This window comes from Escherichia sp. R1, assembly GCF_003000935.1.
GTDB lineage: Bacteria > Pseudomonadota > Gammaproteobacteria > Enterobacterales > Enterobacteriaceae > Escherichia > Escherichia coli.
Genome location: NZ_PSRU01000009.1, coordinates 1 through 17869, shown reverse-complemented (window position 1 = coordinate 17869; position 17869 = coordinate 1). Strand labels below are relative to the sequence as shown.

Sequence of the window (17869 nt, the reverse complement as noted above, 5' to 3'; positions counted from 1 at the left end):
TGTCGGATGCGGCGTGAACACCTCATCCGATGGTTTAGCCTGTATTACGCCTTCGAATCCCGCAACTTGCGACTCAGCCAAATCCCGTGATGCGGTCGCTGCCGCCATGCCATCGACGAAATGGTGTGCATGGTGTTCAGATGACCAATAACCCGTTGTAAATGCTGCTCCAGCGTACCTGCCGCGCCTTCGTGCGGCTGCATCTCCGGCGCATCCATGATATTGGCATCGCCAGAACTACCCGGTTCGTCATACTCCAGTCGCTGCTGACAACGCTGAATGGCGATTTCACAAGACTGTAAATACTCTTGTGCCAGTTCCGGTGGCAATGCCCGGTGTTCCCGCGCCAGCGTGGTCATGGCATTAATATGCTCAACAATAAACTGGCTGTGCGTTACCCACAGTTTCATATCTGCCAGATAATGGCTGTTAAACGCCGGTTCCTGCATCGCCTGATTCAATGAGTTATACAGAGTGTTATGCGCCTGATTCACCCGCATTCGCTGCCAGGCCAGTGGCGTAGGTTGCGGGTCCTCGCTCAGAATCAAGCGAATCGCGTCCTGATAGGCTTCTAAAGCGTCATGGGCGTTCTTACGCAATAATCCGCTCTGCCACTGCGGCCACAGCCAGACAGTACCGCCGAAAGCAATTAAACAACCAATAATGGTATCGATAAGACGCGGAAGGATGTACTGCTCACCGTTCAGCCACAACAGTTGCAGGGTATACACTGCGGTAATAGTAAAACCGACCGTCGCCCAGCCGTAGTTTTTGCGCAATATCAGGTAGCTGGCGAGGGTGGTAATCAGCATCAAGGTCAGGGTGTAACCTTCGGGAATTTTAAAGTGTAGCGTCACGCCTGCAATGATTAACCCGACCACGGTTCCCACGGAGCGATTTACAATCCTCAGACGGGTTGCGCCATAGCCATTTTGCGTCACCAGCAATACTGTCATCAGGATCCAGTACGACTTCGGCAGATGCAGCGCGGTGCCCATCAGGCTGGCAACGCTTAACATCACACTGAGTCGTCCGGCATTGCGTAGCGCTGGAGACTTTAGTGACAGATAACTTTTCAGCGCCGGAAGTAATGGCATTCGCCGCTGTTTATCGGCCAGTAAGTCACGGGCATAGAGCGGTTTTTGGGTGCGCAGCACACGAGCGATGCGGCTGAAATGCCAGTAGCAGAATTGCCCAACCGGATTATCCGGGTGTTGGCGGGCGATTTTTTCCAGTGCGCCAATTTGCTTTTCCATCGTAAAACGCGTTGGCAGGCGATGGTAAAGAATGTCATCAGCCAGCACGCGCAGGCGAGCGGCGACGGTTTGCGCATTCCAGCGGATAACTTCTTCCGCATGGCTACGCTCGACCAGCTTTTGCACCTCTTCCGGCTGATGCAAACTGACCGAAATATGTTCCTGCAAATCCAGCGCCTCCTGGAAAATACGCAGCATCCGCTTGTAATCGGTATTATTTTGCGCGGAAAGCATATGCATTTGCTGATAGCACTGGGTAATTAAATCGACCGCTTTTTGCTGGCGCACCAGCAGCGGCGGCAGCGCTTTTTCAGGGTCGGTGTGCTGGGTAAGCAGACTGTATTTGGCTTCACAGTAATCTGCCAGTTCACGGTACAGCAGACTTAGTGACTCGCGTAGCGGTTGTTCGCGCCAGATCCAGAACCAAAACCAGTTAAACAATCCGTACCACAAAGTGCCCAGCGCATAGATGAGCAACGGTTCCCAGACCGGCATGTATCCCGCCAGACTGAGGGTAAAAATGGCGGCGAGCAGCGATGCGGGAAGCAATTTTGCGTGCAATGGCCCCAGCTCAGCAGTGACGCCAAGTACCAGCGTTAATCCGGTCAGCAAAAAGGGCAGGGGAACATCTTTTGCCAGTAGCACCTGTGTCAGCAAGCTACAGGTGGCAAACAGCGACGCACCAATGATTAAGCGTTTGAAAAAACGTTTATGAGGCGTATCAAGGCCCGCAATATTGCAACAGGCAGGAACGAGGGAGAAGAGCAGGCCGAATCGTAATTCGCCAAGCATTAACCCAACGGCCACGGGCAAACATAGCACCAGCGTTTGTCGAAGTGCATAGTTGATATCGGGGTGATAAATCAGTCTGCGCCACATCGGGGGAAACAAAATGGCGCGCTACCAGGTAACGCGCCACTCTGACGGGATTAACGAGTGCCGTAAACGACGATGGTTTTACCGTGTGCGGAGATCAGGTTCTGATCTTCCAGCATCTTCAGAATGCGTCCCACGGTTTCACGAGAACAGCCGACAATCTGGCCGATTTCCTGACGGGTAATTTTGATTTGCATACCGTCCGGGTGAGTCATAGCATCCGGTTGTTTTGCCAGATTCAGCAGAGTCTGTGCAATGCGGCCCGTCACGTCGAGGAACGCCAGGTTGCCCACTTTCTCTGAAGTGACTTGCAGACGACGCGCCATCTGTGCAGACAGACGCATCAGAATGTCCGGGTTTACCTGAATCAATTGGCGAAATTTTTTGTACGAAATTTCAGCCACTTCACAGGCGGTTTTCGCACGTACCCATGCGCTACGTTCCTGGCCCTCTTCAAACAGGCCCAGTTCGCCAATAAAATCACCCTGATTCAGATAGGAGAGGATCATTTCTTTACCCTCTTCGTCTTTGATCAGCACTGCCACAGAGCCTTTAACGATGTAGTACAGCGTTTCCGCTTTTTCACCCTGGTGAATAAGCGTGCTCTTGGATGGGTACTTATGAATGTGGCAATGAGACAAGAACCATTCGAGAGTCGGGTCTGTTTGCGGTTTGCCAAGCACCATGCGCGGTTATCCTCTGTTATAAGCTTTCTCCAGAGCCAGATAACGCCGCTGTCTCTGGATTGCCGAAATATGCTTCCCGCTACCTGGGAAGGGGCTATCAACTGTACTGCACGGTAATGTGGCGTCCTTTGCATACATGCAGTACATCAATATATTACTGTAGCATCCTGACTGTTTTAGCATAGCTTTCGCTTTGTGTCTCCTGGTGTCTCGCTTCAGCATGACCCAGGTCGCCTTCCGTTGCGCGATTTGGTTAGTACGCGTACTCTGTCAGGAAAATTGACGCAGTGGAGTAGCAAAAATGCAAGCGCGAGTGAAGTGGGTCGAAGGGTTAACTTTTCTGGGCGAATCCGCCTCTGGTCACCAGATTTTAATGGACGGCAACTCAGGCGATAAAGCACCAAGCCCGATGGAAATGGTGTTGATGGCGGCGGGTGGTTGCAGTGCCATCGATGTGGTTTCTATCCTGCAAAAAGGGCGTCAGGATGTGGTCGATTGTGAAGTAAAATTGACCTCTGAGCGCCGCGAAGAGGCACCACGCCTGTTTACGCACATTAATCTGCATTTTATCGTCACCGGTCGCGACCTGAAAGACGCAGCGGTTGCGCGTGCGGTTGATCTCTCTGCCGAGAAATATTGTTCAGTGGCGCTGATGCTGGAAAAAGCGGTGAATATTACTCACTCGTATGAAGTGGTTGCCGCGTGATTTAACTATCCCGTTGTGAAGCCGGATAGTATTTTATCCGGCGTAATAGCAGCGTTACTCGATTTTCTTTCCTTCCATCAATCGTTGCACCAGCGGCAGCATAATTAATTCCATTGCCAGACCCATTTTGCCGCCAGGCACCACTAACGTATTGATGTGGGAAATGAATGAGCCTTGCAACATCGCCAGCAGCCAGGGGAAATCGATCCCTTCCAGATTACGAAAATGGATCACCACAAAGCTTTCATCCAGCGACGGGATACCTTTTGCCGCGAACGGGTTTGAGGTGTCGACGGTGGGAACGCGCTGGAAGTTAAGATGGGTGCGGGAAAACTGCGGTGTGATGTAGTTGATATAGTCTTCCATTGAACGCACTACCGAGTCCATCACTGCTTCTCGTGAGTGCCCGCGCTCGCTGGTGTCACGGATCAGTTTTTGAATCCACTCAAGGTTAACGATAGGCACCACGCCGACCAGTAAGTCCACATGCTGCGCAACGTTATGCTGTGGCGTGACTACGCCGCCGTGTAAACCTTCATAAAACAGTACATCAGTGGGTTCCGGTAAAGATTGCCAGGGGGTGAATGTCCCCGGTACCTGATTCCACGGTACGGCTTCATCGTAGGTATGCAGATATTTGCGAGATTTCCCTTTGCCGCTCTGACCGTATTCAATGAAGGTTTGTTCCAGAAGGCCGAAGTCGTTCGCTTCGGGGCCGAAGTAGCTGATATGCCGCCCGGCGTCGCGCGCTTTGCGGATCGCCATGTCCATTTCCGGGCGGGTATAACGGTGAAAACTGTCGCCTTCCACCTCGGCTGCATGCAGATTTAACTGCGCGAATATTTTACGAAACGCGAGGCTGGTGGTGGTGGTCCCCGCGCCGCTGGATCCTGTTACCGCAATGACCGGATGTTTGGCAGACATAGTAACTCCATGACTTAGCTATCATTATTATCTCGTCCGCCGACGGTTGCAGGTTATTCGCGAAACTGACTGCGCGGCATGATATTGACCGTTTCGTGCAGCTCCGACCATACCAGCACCGCTTCTCCGCACTGTAGCTGGCGTTTGACGTCGGCGACTTTCTGTTCAAGTGTACGCTCATGTTCACCATAATCGGTGCCTTCACGTAACACAAAGCTTTCAATTAAATTTTCCAGCGTTTCGGGGGAGAGGTCTTGCCACGGAATCAACATGATTTCGCCTCCAGATACGTTGTTAACCAGTCAGGAATGCGTGACTCCAGCCACATTTGCGGATGAAGTAATGTACCGCCAATAAAGCCAACATGACCGCCATGTTCAGTCAGCTGATACTCCACCTGCGGGGGGAGACTTTCCGGTTTCGGGATCACCTGATGATCCATAAACGGATCGTCTTTGGCGTGAATAATCAGTGTCGGTTTGGCTATCCGATTGAGCATCGGCATGGCGCTACACTGACGATAATAGTCGATAGCGTCAGCGTAGCCGTGAATTCTGGCGGTGATGAGATCGTCAAATTCACGGATGCGACGTACCGATTTTAACTGCGCGAGATTAATCGGCAGTGTGCCGGGGTAGGCTGCCAGCTTGCGCGCGGCATTGGCTTTTAACAGGTTCAGCAAGTAACGCTGATAAACGCGGGAAAAGCCCTTTTCCATATGGTAACTACAGGCCTCCAGCATAAACGGCGCAGAGACAATCACTGCCGCATCAATCGGGAGATCATTGCCTTCTTTTGCCAGCAAACAGGCCAGCATATTACCGCCGAGCGAATAGCCGACGGCAGCCGTTGGCGCATGACCAAACTCGCGTTGCAGCCAGCGTAAAAACCAACTGGCGTCTTCGGTTTCGCCCGAATGGTAAATGCGGTGCATACGGTTTGGTTCACCGCTGCATCCGCGAAAATGCATCACCACGCCCAGCCAGCCGCGCTTTTGCGCCGCCTCAACCAGACCGTGAGCGTAAGGGCTATTGAGACTGCCTTCCAGCCCGTGAAATACCACTAAACGCGGTTTATGCCGCGCCTGTGCAGGATCTTCACTCCACGCGAGATCGACAAAATCGCCGTCGGGCAACTCCAGCCGCTGCCAGTACGGGGTGAATTTCACCTTGCGACGGAACAGACGCGGCAGCATGGTTTGTAGATGACAATTGCTAAAGCCGCGCATGGGGGTGAATTCAGCACTGCTGCTAAATTCATTGGCATCGGTCGTTGTTATCTGCGCCATCAGTTGCTTTGGCCTTCCAGCAGCATCTGCTCAAGCTGCTCCTGGGCTTCCAGCCATGCCATTTCGCACTCTTCCAGGCCGGATTTGGCGCTGGCTTGCTGTTGCAGGCAGGCGGTCAACTCCGCTTTACGGCTTTGATCGTACAGTTCGCTGTCGCCGAGTTTCTCTTCCGCCTGCGCCAGTTGCGCGTTCAGCTTCTCCATCTCTTTTTCCAGACGGGCAATCTCTTTACGCAGTGGCTGGGTTTGCGCACGCAGCTCCGCTTCCCGACGCTTCTGATCTTTACGTGCCTGGGCGCTGTTCGCGTTCTCTTTTGGCGCTTCGTCGGTCTGGTTTTCCTGCTTTTGTACGTCGCTCAACCACTGTTGATAATCTTCCAGATCGCCGTCGAACGGTTCGACTTTACGATCGTGAACCAGGTAGAGATCGTCAGTGGTGGAACGCAGCAAATGACGGTCGTGCGAGACGACAACCAGCGCGCCTTCGAACTCGATTAATGCTTCGGTGAGTGCCTGACGCATGTCGAGGTCAAGGTGGTTGGTCGGTTCGTCGAGCAGCAGCAGATTCGGACGCTGCCAGACAATTAATGCCAGCACCAGGCGGGCTTTTTCCCCACCGGAGAAGCGGCGCGTTTCTTCGGTTACTTTATCGCCCTGGAAACCAAAGCCGCCGAGGTAGTCACGCAGTTTTTGCTCCAGCTCCTGCGGCGCTAAACGTGCCAGATGTTGAATAGGCGATTCGTCGGCGCGCAGGTATTCCAGTTGATGCTGGGCGAAGTAGCCGAGCTTGATCCCTTTCGCCAGACCAATTTCACCGCTGACTGGCGCAAGTTCCCCGGCTAACAGTTTGATTAATGTCGATTTACCCGCGCCGTTGCGGCCTAGCAGACCAATGCGCGAGCCGGGGACCAGATTCAGTTTAATCGAGTCGAGAATAATGCGATCGCCATAGCCTGCGCTGACTTTTTCCATCTTCAGTAACGGATTTGGCAGGCTTTCCGGCGCGCGGAAGCTAAAGCGGAACGGGTTGTCGACGTGCGCGGGGGCAATCAGCTCCATACGCTCAAGCATCTTAATGCGGCTCTGGGCCTGCTTCGCTTTGGTGGCTTTGGCACGGAAACGGTCGATATAACTTTGCAGATGCGCTACGCGTTCCTGCTGGCTTTCATACATCGCTTGTTGCTGCGCCAGACGGGTGGCGCGCTGTACTTCAAACGAACTGTAGTTGCCGGTGTACTCGAACATGCTTTGTTGTTCGATATGAATAATTTTATCAACGATCGGATCGAGGAAATCGCGATCGTGAGAGATCAGGATCAGCGTGCCCTGATAGCTCTTCAGCCATTTTTCCAGCCAGATAACGGCATCGAGATCGAGGTGGTTAGTCGGTTCGTCGAGCAGCAGCAAGTCTGAACGGCAAATCAGCGCCTGGGCAAGGTTAAGACGCATACGCCAGCCACCGGAGAAATCACTTACCGGGCGCTCCAGTTGTTCATTGCTGAAACCGAGGCCGTGCAGCAGGCTGGCGGCACGGGAGCGAATACTCCATGCGTCAATAGCATCCAGCTTGCCATGAATGGTCGCAATGGCGTGCCCGTCGTTACGTTCGTTGGCGTCGTGTAGCTGCGCTTCCAGTTGACGATATTCACGGTCGCCGTCAATGACATATTCCAGCGCCGCTTGCGGTAACGCCGGTGTTTCCTGATTCACCCACGCCAGTTGCCAGCTTCCCGGAAAGGTGTAGCTGCCGCCGTCGGCGCTGATTTCATTTTTCAGCAATGCCAGCAGGGTAGATTTACCACAGCCGTTTTTACCCACCAGGCCGACTTTCTGCCCAGGGTTGATGGTGGCGGTGGCATTATCCAGCAGGACGCGCACGCCGCGACGAATTTGTAACGAGGAAAAAACAATCATAAGGCGCCGTATGTTCAGACTATGTTAACTTATCATTATGATAATGTAATGTATGGGCGAGCTGCCGCACCGGGCGCAATGGTAGCCCAAAACAGCGACTATACACAAAAACCATACCGGGAGGGGGATGATGTCTCAGCCAGCGAAAGTTTTGCTGCTGTATGCCCATCCGGAATCTCAGGACTCGGTGGCAAACCGGGTTCTGCTTAAACCGGCCACGCAGCTCAGCAATGTTACCGTGCACGACCTTTACGCGCACTATCCCGACTTTTTTATTGATATCCCTCGTGAGCAGGCATTACTGCGCGAGCACGAGGTGATTGTCTTTCAGCATCCTCTTTATACCTATAGCTGCCCGGCGCTACTGAAAGAGTGGCTGGACCGGGTATTAAGCCGTGGTTTTGCCAGCGGACCGGGGGGAAACCAACTGGCGGGAAAGTACTGGCGTAGCGTGATTACCACCGGGGAGCCGGAAAGTGCTTACCGTTATGACGCGTTGAATCGCTACCCGATGAGCGATGTTCTGCGCCCCTTTGAACTGGCGGCGGGCATGTGCCGGATGCATTGGTTAAGCCCCATCATTATTTACTGGGCGAGACGGCAAAGCGCACAGGAGCTGGCGAGCCACGCCAGAGCCTACGGTGACTGGCTGGCAAATCCGCTGTCTCCAGGAGGCTGCTGATGGAAGGTTCTGATTTTTTACTCGCAGGAGTGCTGTTTCTCTTCGCGGCGGTGGCTGCGGTGCCGCTGGCATCGCGGCTGGGTATTGGTGCAGTGTTGGGATATTTGCTGGCGGGGATTGCGATTGGCCCGTGGGGGCTGGGGTTTATTAGCGACGTCGATGAGATCCTCCACTTTTCGGAACTCGGCGTGGTATTCCTGATGTTTATCATCGGCCTTGAGTTGAATCCCTCCAAGCTTTGGCAACTGCGGCGTTCGATTTTTGGCGTAGGCGCGGCACAGGTGCTGTTAAGCGCGGCGTTGCTGGCAGGATTATTGATGCTGACCCATTTCTCATGGCAGGCGGCGGTGGTCGGTGGCATTGGCCTTGCGATGTCTTCAACTGCAATGGCGTTGCAATTGATGCGTGAGAAAGGGATGAATCGCAGCGAATCCGGCCAGTTAGGTTTCTCGGTACTGCTGTTTCAGGATCTGGCGGTGATCCCGGCACTGGCGTTAGTGCCGTTGTTGGCGGGTTCGGCAGACGAACATTTCGACTGGATGAAGATCGGCATGAAGGTGCTGGCGTTTGTCGGCATGCTGATTGGCGGGCGCTATTTACTGCGTCCGGTATTCCGTTTTATTGCAGCTTCTGGTGTGCGGGAAGTGTTCACCGCCGCGACGCTGCTGCTGGTGTTGGGTTCCGCATTGTTTATGGATGCGCTGGGGTTGTCGATGGCGCTCGGTACGTTTATTGCGGGTGTGCTACTGGCGGAAAGTGAATATCGCCATGAACTGGAAACGGCTATCGATCCCTTCAAAGGCTTGCTGCTTGGTTTGTTCTTTATCTCTGTCGGCATGTCGCTCAACCTCGGGGTGCTTTATACCCATCTGTTGTGGGTAGTGATAAGTGTGGTTGTGCTGGTGGCGGTGAAAATTCTCGTGCTGTATCTGCTGGCGCGATTGTATGGCGTGCGCAGTTCTGAGCGGATGCAGTTTGCTGGCGTGTTGAGTCAGGGCGGTGAGTTTGCCTTTGTCCTCTTTTCTACCGCTTCTTCACAACGCTTATTCCAGGGCGACCAGATGGCGCTGTTGCTGGTGACGGTGACGCTTTCCATGATGACCACGCCGCTGCTGATGAAGCTGGTCGATAAATGGCTATCCCGCCAGTTTAACGGACCGGAAGAAGAAGACGAAAAACCATGGGTCAACGATGATAAACCGCAGGTCATTGTCGTGGGCTTTGGGCGTTTTGGTCAGGTGATTGGTCGTTTGCTGATGGCAAATAAAATGCGCATTACTGTACTGGAGCGGGATATCAGTGCCGTTAACCTGATGCGCAAATATGGCTACAAAGTTTATTACGGCGACGCCACGCAGGTAGATCTTTTACGTTCTGCGGGTGCAGAGGCCGCTGAGTCTATCGTCATTACCTGTAACGAGCCGGAAGACACTATGAAGCTGGTGGAAATATGCCAGCAGCACTTTCCGCATTTGCATATTCTTGCGCGAGCGCGCGGACGTGTGGAAGCGCATGAGTTATTACAGGCAGGGGTGACGCAGTTTTCCCGTGAAACATTCTCCAGTGCGTTAGAGCTGGGGCGCAAGACGCTGGTCACGCTTGGCATGCATCCGCATCAGGCGCAGCGCGCGCAACTGCATTTTCGCCGCCTGGATATGCGAATGCTGCGGGAGTTAATCCCGATGCATGCTGATACCGTACAAATTTCTCGCGCCAGGGAAGCCCGACGTGAACTGGAAGAGATTTTCCAGCGTGAAATGCAACAAGAACGACGCCAGCTGGACGGCTGGGATGAATTTGAGTAGAGGGTAAAGATGGCAATCCGAAAACGTTTTATTGCGGGCGCAAAATGCCCGGCCTGTCAGGCACAGGATTCAATGGCGATGTGGCGCGAAAATAATATTGATATCGTAGAATGTGTTAAGTGTGGACATCAGATGCGAGAAGCAGACAAAGAAGCCCGCGATCACGTCCGCAAAGATGAGCAAGTGATCGGGATTTTTCATCCGGACTAGCGATATGCGCCGAGTTTTTTTAAGCTAGTGAGTACACGGCTGCAGAATTCCGCTACAATCTGCGCCACTATTCTTCCCATGCTCAGGAGATATCATGAAAGTAGCAAAAGACCTGGTGGTCAGCCTGGCCTATCAGGTACGTACAGAAGACGGTGTGTTGGTTGATGAGTCTCCGGTGAGTGCGCCGCTGGACTACCTGCATGGTCACGGTTCCCTGATCTCTGGCCTGGAAACAGCGCTGGAAGGTCATGAAGTTGGCGACAAATTTGATGTCGCTGTTGGCGCGAACGACGCTTACGGTCAGTACGACGAAAACCTGGTGCAACGCGTTCCTAAAGACGTATTTATGGGCGTTGATGAACTGCAGGTAGGTATGCGTTTCCTGGCTGAAACCGACCAGGGTCCGGTACCGGTTGAAATCACTGCGGTTGAAGACGATCACGTAGTGGTTGATGGTAACCACATGCTGGCTGGTCAGAACCTGAAATTCAACGTTGAAGTTGTGGCGATTCGCGAAGCGACCGAAGAAGAACTGGCTCATGGTCACGTTCACGGCGCGCACGATCACCACCACGATCACGACCACGACGGTTGCTGCGGTGGTCATGGCCACGATCACGGTCATGAACACGGTGGCGAAGGCTGCTGTGGCGGTAAAGGCAACGGCGGTTGCGGTTGCCACTAATACCGAAAAGGTGACAAAAAAGCGGGGAATCCCCGCTTTTTTTACGCCTCAATAATGTGGCGGTGGCGTTTCTTCAGCCTGCGACGCGATGTTCGACGGCTGGCTGGCTTTTAGCTTCTCGGTCAGCAGACGCAGATGATCGCGCAGTTTCGCCATCTCCATTTCATGAGCGGTCACCGTGACGTTCAGTTCTTCAATGGTGATTTCCTGAAAAGCCAATCGGCTCTCCAGCTCTGCCAGGCGTGCTTCCAATGATAAATCCTGCATGATTCACCTCTTTTGTCGAATGGTCGCCGCGGATTCTACTTAACTTTGCTGCCCGAGACAGCACTCATTTCGCGGTCATCGAAACTAATTTAAACAAAAAGAGTCTGAAAATAGATGATAATAGGGCGTGTCTGTATGTAGATTTGTTCGACAACGCTTTATAGTACCCTTCTGATAATAGTTAACCCTGGGGTGAGATGCCCCGATCCTGGAGATATGGATGAAATCACTGTTTAAAGTAACGCTGCTGGCGACCACAATGGCCGTTGCCCTGCATGCACCAATCACTTTTGCTGCTGAAGCTGCAAAACCTGCTACAACTGCTGACAGCAAAGCAGCGTTCAAAAATGACGATCAGAAATCAGCTTATGCACTGGGTGCTTCGCTGGGTCGTTACATGGAAAACTCTCTTAAAGAACAAGAAAAACTGGGCATCAAACTGGATAAAGATCAGCTGATCGCTGGTGTTCAGGATGCATTTGCTGATAAGAGCAAACTTTCCGACCAAGAGATCGAACAGACTCTGCAAGCATTCGAAGCTCGTGTGAAGTCTTCTGCTCAGGCGAAGATGGAAAAAGACGCGGCTGATAACGAAGCAAAAGGTAAAGAGTACCGCGAGAAATTTGCCAAAGAGAAAGGTGTGAAAACCTCTTCCACTGGTCTGGTTTATCAGGTAGTAGAAGCCGGTAAAGGCGAAGCACCGAAAGACAGCGATACTGTTGTAGTGAACTACAAAGGTACGCTGATCGACGGTAAAGAGTTCGACAACTCTTACACCCGTGGTGAACCGCTCTCTTTCCGTCTGGACGGTGTTATCCCGGGTTGGACAGAAGGTCTGAAGAACATCAAGAAAGGCGGTAAGATCAAACTGGTTATTCCACCAGAACTGGCTTACGGCAAAGCGGGTGTTCCGGGGATCCCACCGAATTCTACCCTGGTGTTTGACGTAGAGCTGCTGGATGTGAAACCAGCGCCGAAGGCTGATGCAAAGCAGGAAGCTGATGCGAAAGCCGCAGACTCTGCTAAAAAATAAGCATTAAGAACCGCCGCCTGACCAGGCGGCGGTTTTTTTATTACAGGCCGGATATAATTAGTGCTGGAAAGCGGAACCTCCGCTGTATTAATTTAGTTACCCGCATCATTAATGAGCCTGCCCTGAAAAGTTAACGACAGGCTCCTGAAAAGGAGTGTTTTTTTTCATGTCCAGGTCGCTTTTAACCAACGAAACCAGTGAGTTGGATTTACTGGATCAACGTCCTTTTGACCAGACCGATTTTGATATTCTGAAATCCTACGAAGCGGTGGTGGACGGGTTAGCGATGCTTATTGGCTCCCACTGTGAAATCGTTTTGCACTCTTTGCAGGATCTAAAATGTTCAGCCATTCGCATTGCTAACGGTGAACATACAGGCCGGAAGATTGGTTCGCCAATTACTGACCTGGCGCTACGTATGCTGCACGATATGACGGGAGCGGATAGCAGCGTTTCTAAATGCTACTTTACTCGCGCCAAAAGCGGCGTATTAATGAAGTCCCTGACTATCGCGATTCGTAACCGCGAACAGCGTGTAATTGGTCTGCTGTGCATCAATATGAATCTTGATGTTCCCTTCTCGCAGATTATGAGCACTTTTGTGCCGCCGGAAACTCCGGATGTCGGTTCAAGCGTCAACTTTGCCTCTTCTGTTGAAGATCTGGTTACCCAAACGCTGGAGTTCACCATCGAAGAAGTGAATGCCGATCGCAATGTTTCTAATAACGCCAAAAATCGTCAGATCGTGCTAAATCTCTACGAGAAAGGGATCTTCGATATTAAAGACGCGATCAACCAGGTTGCTGACCGCCTGAACATCTCCAAACACACTGTCTATCTCTACATCCGCCAGTTCAAGAGCGGTGATTTCCAGGGGCAAGATAAGTAATGCGTTTTGCCATCGTGGTGACCGGGCCAGCATACGGTACGCAACAGGCGAGTAGTGCTTTTCAGTTTGCGCAGGCGCTGATAGCAGAAGGCCATGAGTTAAGCAGCGTTTTTTTCTATCGGGAAGGGGTCTATAACGCTAACCAATTGACCTCACCGGCAAGCGACGAATTTGACCTTGTGCGCGGCTGGCAACAGTTGAATGCGCAACATGGTGTGGCGCTGAATATCTGCGTAGCGGCAGCATTACGCCGTGGCGTTGTTGATGAAACGGAGGCCGGAAGACTGGGGCTCGCTTCGTCAAACCTTCAGCCGGGATTTACCTTAAGCGGACTTGGCGCGCTGGCGGAAGCCTCGCTGACCTGTGACAGGGTGGTACAGTTCTGATGAAACGAATTGCGTTTGTTTTTTCTACTGCGCCTCATGGTACAACTGCAGGCCGGGAAGGTTTAGATGCTTTACTGGCAACTTCCGCATTAACTGACGATCTGGCCGTCTTCTTTATTGCTGATGGCGTTTTTCAGCTGCTGCCAGGACAAAAGCCCGATGCAGTGCTGGCGCGTGATTACATTGCCACTTTTAAATTGTTGGGTCTGTACGATATTGAACAGTGCTGGATTTGCGCGGCTTCACTGCGCGAACGTGGGTTAGATCCGCAGACACCCTTTGTGGTCGAAGCCACGCCGCTCGAAGCAGATGCCTTACGCCGCGAACTCGCCAACTACGATGTTATTTTGAGGTTTTGAGGCGTTATGCTGCACACATTACATCGTTCACCCTGGCTGACGGACTTTGCTGCGCTGCTGCGTCTGCTCAGTGAAGGTGACGAACTGCTATTATTGCAAGATGGCGTAACTGCCGCAGTTGACGGCAACCGCTACCTTGAAAGTCTGCGTAATGCCCCCATTAAGGTCTATGCTCTGAACGAAGACCTTATTGCCCGCGGTTTGACTGGTCGAATTTCGAACGACATCATTTCCATTGACTATACTGATTTCGTCAGACTTACGGTTAAGCACTCCAGCCAGATGGCCTGGTGATGGCGGGATCGTTGTATATTTCTTGACACCTTTTCGGCATCGCCCTAAAATTCGGCGTCCTCATATTGTGTGAGGACGTTTTATTACGTGTTTACGAAGCAAAAGCTAAAACCAGGAGCTATTTAATGGCAACAGTTAACCAGCTGGTACGCAAACCACGTGCTCGCAAAGTTGCGAAAAGCAACGTGCCTGCGCTGGAAGCATGCCCGCAAAAACGTGGCGTATGTACTCGTGTATATACTACCACTCCTAAAAAACCGAACTCCGCGCTGCGTAAAGTATGCCGTGTTCGTCTGACTAACGGTTTCGAAGTGACTTCCTACATCGGTGGTGAAGGTCACAACCTGCAGGAGCACTCCGTGATCCTGATCCGTGGTGGTCGTGTTAAAGACCTCCCGGGTGTTCGTTACCACACCGTACGTGGTGCGCTTGACTGCTCCGGCGTTAAAGACCGTAAGCAGGCTCGTTCCAAGTATGGCGTGAAGCGTCCTAAGGCTTAATGGTTCTCCGTTAAGTAAGGCCAAACGTTTTAACTTAAATGTCAAACTAAACTCGTAGAGTTTTGGACAATCCTGAATTAACAACGGAGTATTTCCATGCCACGTCGTCGCGTCATTGGTCAGCGTAAAATTCTGCCGGATCCGAAGTTCGGATCAGAACTGCTGGCTAAATTTGTAAATATCCTGATGGTAGATGGTAAAAAATCTACTGCTGAATCTATCGTATACAGCGCGCTGGAGACCCTGGCTCAGCGCTCTGGTAAATCTGAACTGGAAGCATTCGAAGTAGCTCTCGAAAACGTGCGCCCGACTGTAGAAGTTAAGTCTCGCCGCGTTGGTGGTTCTACTTATCAGGTACCAGTTGAAGTCCGTCCGGTTCGTCGTAATGCTCTGGCAATGCGTTGGATCGTTGAAGCTGCTCGTAAACGCGGTGATAAATCCATGGCTCTGCGCCTGGCGAACGAACTTTCTGATGCTGCAGAAAACAAAGGTACTGCAGTTAAGAAACGTGAAGACGTTCACCGTATGGCCGAAGCCAACAAGGCGTTCGCACACTACCGTTGGTAATCCCTTCGGAGTTTTAGTCACCAGGCGGGCGCTTCCAGTAAGCAGCCCGCTTTGGGCTACTTAAATTGAACGCCTAAAAGATAAACGAGGAAACAAATGGCTCGTACAACACCCATCGCACGCTACCGTAACATCGGTATCAGTGCGCACATCGACGCCGGTAAAACCACTACTACCGAACGTATTCTGTTCTACACCGGTGTAAACCATAAAATCGGTGAAGTTCATGACGGCGCTGCAACCATGGACTGGATGGAGCAGGAGCAGGAACGTGGTATTACCATCACTTCCGCTGCGACTACTGCATTCTGGTCTGGTATGGCTAAGCAGTATGAGCCGCATCGCATCAACATCATCGACACCCCGGGGCACGTTGACTTCACAATCGAAGTAGAACGTTCCATGCGTGTTCTCGATGGTGCGGTAATGGTTTACTGCGCAGTTGGTGGTGTTCAGCCGCAGTCTGAAACCGTATGGCGTCAGGCAAACAAATATAAAGTTCCGCGTATTGCGTTCGTTAACAAAATGGACCGCATGGGTGCGAACTTCCTGAAAGTTGTTAACCAGATCAAAACCCGTCTGGGCGCGAACCCGGTTCCGCTGCAGCTGGCGATTGGTGCTGAAGAACATTTCACCGGTGTTGTTGACCTGGTGAAAATGAAAGCTATCAACTGGAACGACGCTGACCAGGGCGTAACCTTCGAATACGAAGATATCCCGGCAGACATAGTTGAACTGGCTAACGAATGGCACCAGAACCTGATCGAATCCGCAGCTGAAGCTTCTGAAGAGCTGATGGAAAAATACCTGGGTGGTGAAGAACTGACTGAAGCAGAAATCAAAGGTGCTCTGCGTCAGCGCGTTCTGAACAACGAAATCATCCTGGTAACCTGTGGTTCTGCGTTCAAGAACAAAGGTGTTCAGGCGATGCTGGATGCGGTAATTGATTACCTGCCATCCCCGGTTGACGTACCTGCGATCAACGGTATCCTGGACGACGGTAAAGACACTCCGGCTGAGCGTCACGCAAGTGATGACGAGCCGTTCTCTGCACTGGCGTTCAAAATCGCTACCGACCCGTTTGTTGGTAACCTGACCTTCTTCCGTGTGTACTCCGGTGTGGTTAACTCTGGTGATACCGTACTGAACTCCGTGAAAGCTGCACGTGAGCGTTTCGGTCGTATCGTTCAGATGCACGCTAACAAACGTGAAGAGATCAAAGAAGTTCGCGCGGGCGACATCGCAGCTGCAATCGGTCTGAAAGACGTAACCACTGGTGACACCCTGTGTGACCCGGATGCGCCGATCATTCTGGAACGTATGGAATTCCCTGAGCCGGTAATCTCCATCGCAGTTGAACCGAAAACCAAAGCTGACCAGGAAAAAATGGGTCTGGCTCTGGGCCGTCTGGCTAAAGAAGACCCGTCTTTCCGTGTATGGACTGACGAAGAATCTAACCAGACCATCATCGCGGGTATGGGCGAACTGCACCTCGACATCATCGTTGACCGTATGAAGCGTGAATTCAACGTTGAAGCGAACGTAGGTAAACCGCAGGTTGCTTACCGTGAAACTATCCGCCAGAAAGTTACCGATGTTGAAGGTAAACACGCGAAACAGTCTGGTGGTCGTGGTCAGTATGGTCATGTTGTTATCGACATGTACCCGCTGGAGCCGGGTTCAAACCCGAAAGGCTACGAGTTCATCAACGACATTAAAGGTGGTGTAATCCCTGGCGAATACATCCCGGCCGTTGATAAAGGTATCCAGGAACAGCTGAAAGCAGGTCCGCTGGCAGGCTACCCGGTAGTAGACATGGGTATTCGTCTGCACTTCGGTTCTTACCATGACGTTGACTCCTCTGAACTGGCGTTTAAACTGGCTGCTTCTATCGCCTTTAAAGAAGGCTTTAAGAAAGCGAAACCAGTTCTGCTTGAGCCGATCATGAAGGTTGAAGTAGAAACTCCTGAAGAGAACACCGGTGACGTTATCGGTGACTTGAGCCGTCGTCGTGGTATGCTCAAAGGTCAGGAATCTGAAGTTACTGGCGTTAAGATCCACGCTGAAGTACCGCTGTCTGAAATGTTCGGATATGCAACTCAGCTGCGTTCTCTGACCAAAGGTCGCGCATCATACACTATGGAATTCCTGAAGTATGATGAAGCGCCGAGTAACGTTGCTCAGGCCGTAATTGAAGCCCGTGGTAAATAAGCCTAAGGGTTAATACCAAAGTCCCGTGCTCTCTCCTGAAGGGGAGAGCACTATAGTAAGGAATATAGCCGTGTCTAAAGAAAAATTTGAACGTACAAAACCGCACGTTAACGTTGGTACTATCGGCCACGTTGACCACGGTAAAACTACTCTGACCGCTGCAATCACCACCGTACTGGCTAAAACCTACGGCGGTGCTGCTCGTGCATTCGACCAGATCGATAACGCGCCGGAAGAAAAAGCTCGTGGTATCACCATCAACACTTCTCACGTTGAATACGACACCCCGACCCGTCACTACGCGCACGTAGACTGCCCGGGGCACGCCGACT

At 52.0% G+C, this 17869-nt stretch carries 21 protein-coding genes; 14 read left to right on the top strand and 7 right to left on the bottom strand.

Going from position 1 to position 17869, the window contains the following annotated elements; genetic code table 11:
• Positions 1–44: 44 nt before the first annotated feature.
• Positions 45–2135, bottom strand: coding sequence for a YccS/YhfK family putative transporter (locus tag C4F37_RS12480; protein WP_001298205.1), 2091 nt, complete (start codon positions 2133–2135; stop codon positions 45–47).
• A 50-nt stretch (positions 2136–2185) separates the two neighbouring features.
• Positions 2186–2818 carry a cAMP-activated global transcriptional regulator CRP gene (gene crp / locus C4F37_RS12475; RefSeq protein WP_000242755.1) on the bottom strand — a complete coding sequence of 211 codons (633 nt, stop codon included), beginning with the start codon at positions 2816–2818 and terminating at the stop codon, positions 2186–2188.
• Between the two features lie 301 nt (positions 2819–3119).
• Between crp and C4F37_RS12465 the strand changes: the two genes are divergently transcribed.
• The gene (locus tag C4F37_RS12465; RefSeq protein WP_001148908.1) at positions 3120–3524 is read left to right on the top strand and encodes an OsmC family protein; all 405 of its coding nucleotides are present in this window, start codon (positions 3120–3122) and stop codon (positions 3522–3524) included.
• 54 nt (positions 3525–3578) lie between these two features.
• Here the strand turns inward: C4F37_RS12465 and C4F37_RS12460 are convergent, their stop codons facing one another.
• Genes C4F37_RS12460 through C4F37_RS12445 form a run of 4 tightly spaced genes read right to left on the bottom strand, consistent with a single transcriptional unit; the run spans position 3579 to position 7649 of the window.
• Complete coding sequence (locus tag C4F37_RS12460; protein WP_001274684.1) at positions 3579–4448, bottom strand: phosphoribulokinase; 870 nt, start codon at positions 4446–4448, stop codon at positions 3579–3581.
• Between the two features lie 53 nt (positions 4449–4501).
• A complete protein-coding gene (locus tag C4F37_RS12455) occupies positions 4502–4720 on the bottom strand; it encodes a YheU family protein (RefSeq protein WP_000907085.1) in 219 nt (72 codons plus the stop codon).
• On the bottom strand, positions 4714–5736 hold the full coding sequence (locus C4F37_RS12450; protein WP_000057389.1) for a hydrolase: 1023 nt from the start codon (positions 5734–5736) through the stop codon (positions 4714–4716). Before C4F37_RS12450 ends, C4F37_RS12455 begins: the two co-directional genes overlap by 7 nt.
• A complete protein-coding gene (locus tag C4F37_RS12445) occupies positions 5736–7649 on the bottom strand; it encodes an ABC transporter ATP-binding protein (RefSeq protein ID WP_000634798.1) in 1914 nt (637 codons plus the stop codon). Before C4F37_RS12445 ends, C4F37_RS12450 begins: the two co-directional genes overlap by 1 nt.
• 130 nt (positions 7650–7779) lie before the next feature.
• On the opposite strand from C4F37_RS12445, the gene kefG reads away from it, so the two are divergent.
• From kefG to slyD, 4 genes are all read left to right on the top strand, one after another.
• On the top strand, positions 7780–8331 hold the full coding sequence (gene kefG, locus C4F37_RS12435) for a glutathione-regulated potassium-efflux system ancillary protein KefG (RefSeq protein WP_000081823.1): 552 nt from the start codon (positions 7780–7782) through the stop codon (positions 8329–8331).
• The gene (kefB, locus tag C4F37_RS12430; RefSeq protein WP_000399162.1) at positions 8331–10136 is read left to right on the top strand and encodes a glutathione-regulated potassium-efflux system protein KefB; all 1806 of its coding nucleotides are present in this window, start codon (positions 8331–8333) and stop codon (positions 10134–10136) included. The genes kefG and kefB overlap by 1 nt, the downstream gene beginning before the upstream one ends.
• A gap of 9 nt (positions 10137–10145) precedes the next feature.
• Entirely contained in the window at positions 10146–10346 is a 201-nt protein-coding gene (locus C4F37_RS12425; RefSeq protein WP_001007730.1) for a YheV family putative zinc ribbon protein, read from the top strand.
• Between the two features lie 94 nt (positions 10347–10440).
• Positions 10441–11031, top strand: coding sequence for a peptidylprolyl isomerase (gene slyD, locus C4F37_RS12420; protein WP_000861334.1), 591 nt, complete (start codon positions 10441–10443; stop codon positions 11029–11031).
• A gap of 48 nt (positions 11032–11079) precedes the next feature.
• Here slyD and C4F37_RS12415 read toward each other — a convergent pair whose 3' ends face one another.
• Entirely contained in the window at positions 11080–11298 is a 219-nt protein-coding gene (locus tag C4F37_RS12415; protein ID WP_001153615.1) for a protein SlyX, read from the bottom strand.
• 220 nt (positions 11299–11518) lie between these two features.
• On the opposite strand from C4F37_RS12415, the gene fkpA reads away from it, so the two are divergent.
• From fkpA to C4F37_RS12370, 9 genes are all read left to right on the top strand, one after another.
• Entirely contained in the window at positions 11519–12331 is an 813-nt protein-coding gene (fkpA, locus tag C4F37_RS12410; RefSeq protein WP_001356892.1) for an FKBP-type peptidyl-prolyl cis-trans isomerase, read from the top strand.
• Positions 12332–12497: 166 nt separating this feature from the next.
• Complete coding sequence (locus tag C4F37_RS12405) at positions 12498–13220, top strand: helix-turn-helix transcriptional regulator (RefSeq protein WP_000091466.1); 723 nt, start codon at positions 12498–12500, stop codon at positions 13218–13220.
• Positions 13220–13606, top strand: a complete 387-nt coding sequence (gene tusD / locus C4F37_RS12400; protein ID WP_001209693.1) for a sulfurtransferase complex subunit TusD — start codon at positions 13220–13222, stop codon at positions 13604–13606. Before C4F37_RS12405 ends, tusD begins: the two co-directional genes overlap by 1 nt.
• Entirely contained in the window at positions 13606–13965 is a 360-nt protein-coding gene (gene tusC, locus C4F37_RS12395; protein WP_000820731.1) for a sulfurtransferase complex subunit TusC, read from the top strand. The genes tusD and tusC overlap by 1 nt, the downstream gene beginning before the upstream one ends.
• Positions 13966–13971: 6 nt before the next feature.
• Complete coding sequence (tusB, locus tag C4F37_RS12390) at positions 13972–14259, top strand: sulfurtransferase complex subunit TusB (RefSeq protein WP_000903382.1); 288 nt, start codon at positions 13972–13974, stop codon at positions 14257–14259.
• 125 nt (positions 14260–14384) lie between these two features.
• On the top strand, positions 14385–14759 hold the full coding sequence (gene rpsL, locus C4F37_RS12385) for a 30S ribosomal protein S12 (RefSeq protein ID WP_000246815.1): 375 nt from the start codon (positions 14385–14387) through the stop codon (positions 14757–14759).
• Between the two features lie 96 nt (positions 14760–14855).
• The gene (rpsG, locus tag C4F37_RS12380) at positions 14856–15326 is read left to right on the top strand and encodes a 30S ribosomal protein S7 (RefSeq protein WP_001138043.1); all 471 of its coding nucleotides are present in this window, start codon (positions 14856–14858) and stop codon (positions 15324–15326) included.
• A gap of 96 nt (positions 15327–15422) precedes the next feature.
• A complete protein-coding gene (fusA, locus tag C4F37_RS12375; RefSeq protein ID WP_096037745.1) occupies positions 15423–17537 on the top strand; it encodes an elongation factor G in 2115 nt (704 codons plus the stop codon).
• 70 nt (positions 17538–17607) lie between these two features.
• On the top strand, positions 17608–17869 hold a 262-nt coding region (locus tag C4F37_RS12370), incomplete at its 3' end, for a GTP-binding protein (protein WP_000031674.1).

Excerpts from the sequence above, each read along its gene's own strand:
- C4F37_RS12480 (WP_001298205.1), bottom strand. The coding sequence starts at position 2,135 with ATGTGGCGCAGACTGATTTATCACCCCGATATCAACTATGCACTTCGA.
- crp (WP_000242755.1), bottom strand. The coding sequence starts at position 2,818 with ATGGTGCTTGGCAAACCGCAAACAGACCCGACTCTCGAATGGTTCTTG.
- C4F37_RS12465 (WP_001148908.1), top strand. The coding sequence starts at position 3,120 with ATGCAAGCGCGAGTGAAGTGGGTCGAAGGGTTAACTTTTCTGGGCGAA.
- C4F37_RS12460 (WP_001274684.1), bottom strand. The coding sequence starts at position 4,448 with ATGTCTGCCAAACATCCGGTCATTGCGGTAACAGGATCCAGCGGCGCG.
- C4F37_RS12455 (WP_000907085.1), bottom strand. The coding sequence starts at position 4,720 with ATGTTGATTCCGTGGCAAGACCTCTCCCCCGAAACGCTGGAAAATTTA.
- C4F37_RS12450 (WP_000057389.1), bottom strand. The coding sequence starts at position 5,736 with ATGGCGCAGATAACAACGACCGATGCCAATGAATTTAGCAGCAGTGCT.
- C4F37_RS12445 (WP_000634798.1), bottom strand. The coding sequence starts at position 7,649 with ATGATTGTTTTTTCCTCGTTACAAATTCGTCGCGGCGTGCGCGTCCTG.
- kefG (WP_000081823.1), top strand. The coding sequence starts at position 7,780 with ATGTCTCAGCCAGCGAAAGTTTTGCTGCTGTATGCCCATCCGGAATCT.
- kefB (WP_000399162.1), top strand. The coding sequence starts at position 8,331 with ATGGAAGGTTCTGATTTTTTACTCGCAGGAGTGCTGTTTCTCTTCGCG.
- C4F37_RS12425 (WP_001007730.1), top strand. The coding sequence starts at position 10,146 with ATGGCAATCCGAAAACGTTTTATTGCGGGCGCAAAATGCCCGGCCTGT.
- slyD (WP_000861334.1), top strand. The coding sequence starts at position 10,441 with ATGAAAGTAGCAAAAGACCTGGTGGTCAGCCTGGCCTATCAGGTACGT.
- C4F37_RS12415 (WP_001153615.1), bottom strand. The coding sequence starts at position 11,298 with ATGCAGGATTTATCATTGGAAGCACGCCTGGCAGAGCTGGAGAGCCGA.
- fkpA (WP_001356892.1), top strand. The coding sequence starts at position 11,519 with ATGAAATCACTGTTTAAAGTAACGCTGCTGGCGACCACAATGGCCGTT.
- C4F37_RS12405 (WP_000091466.1), top strand. The coding sequence starts at position 12,498 with ATGTCCAGGTCGCTTTTAACCAACGAAACCAGTGAGTTGGATTTACTG.
- tusD (WP_001209693.1), top strand. The coding sequence starts at position 13,220 with ATGCGTTTTGCCATCGTGGTGACCGGGCCAGCATACGGTACGCAACAG.
- tusC (WP_000820731.1), top strand. The coding sequence starts at position 13,606 with ATGAAACGAATTGCGTTTGTTTTTTCTACTGCGCCTCATGGTACAACT.
- tusB (WP_000903382.1), top strand. The coding sequence starts at position 13,972 with ATGCTGCACACATTACATCGTTCACCCTGGCTGACGGACTTTGCTGCG.
- rpsL (WP_000246815.1), top strand. The coding sequence starts at position 14,385 with ATGGCAACAGTTAACCAGCTGGTACGCAAACCACGTGCTCGCAAAGTT.
- rpsG (WP_001138043.1), top strand. The coding sequence starts at position 14,856 with ATGCCACGTCGTCGCGTCATTGGTCAGCGTAAAATTCTGCCGGATCCG.
- fusA (WP_096037745.1), top strand. The coding sequence starts at position 15,423 with ATGGCTCGTACAACACCCATCGCACGCTACCGTAACATCGGTATCAGT.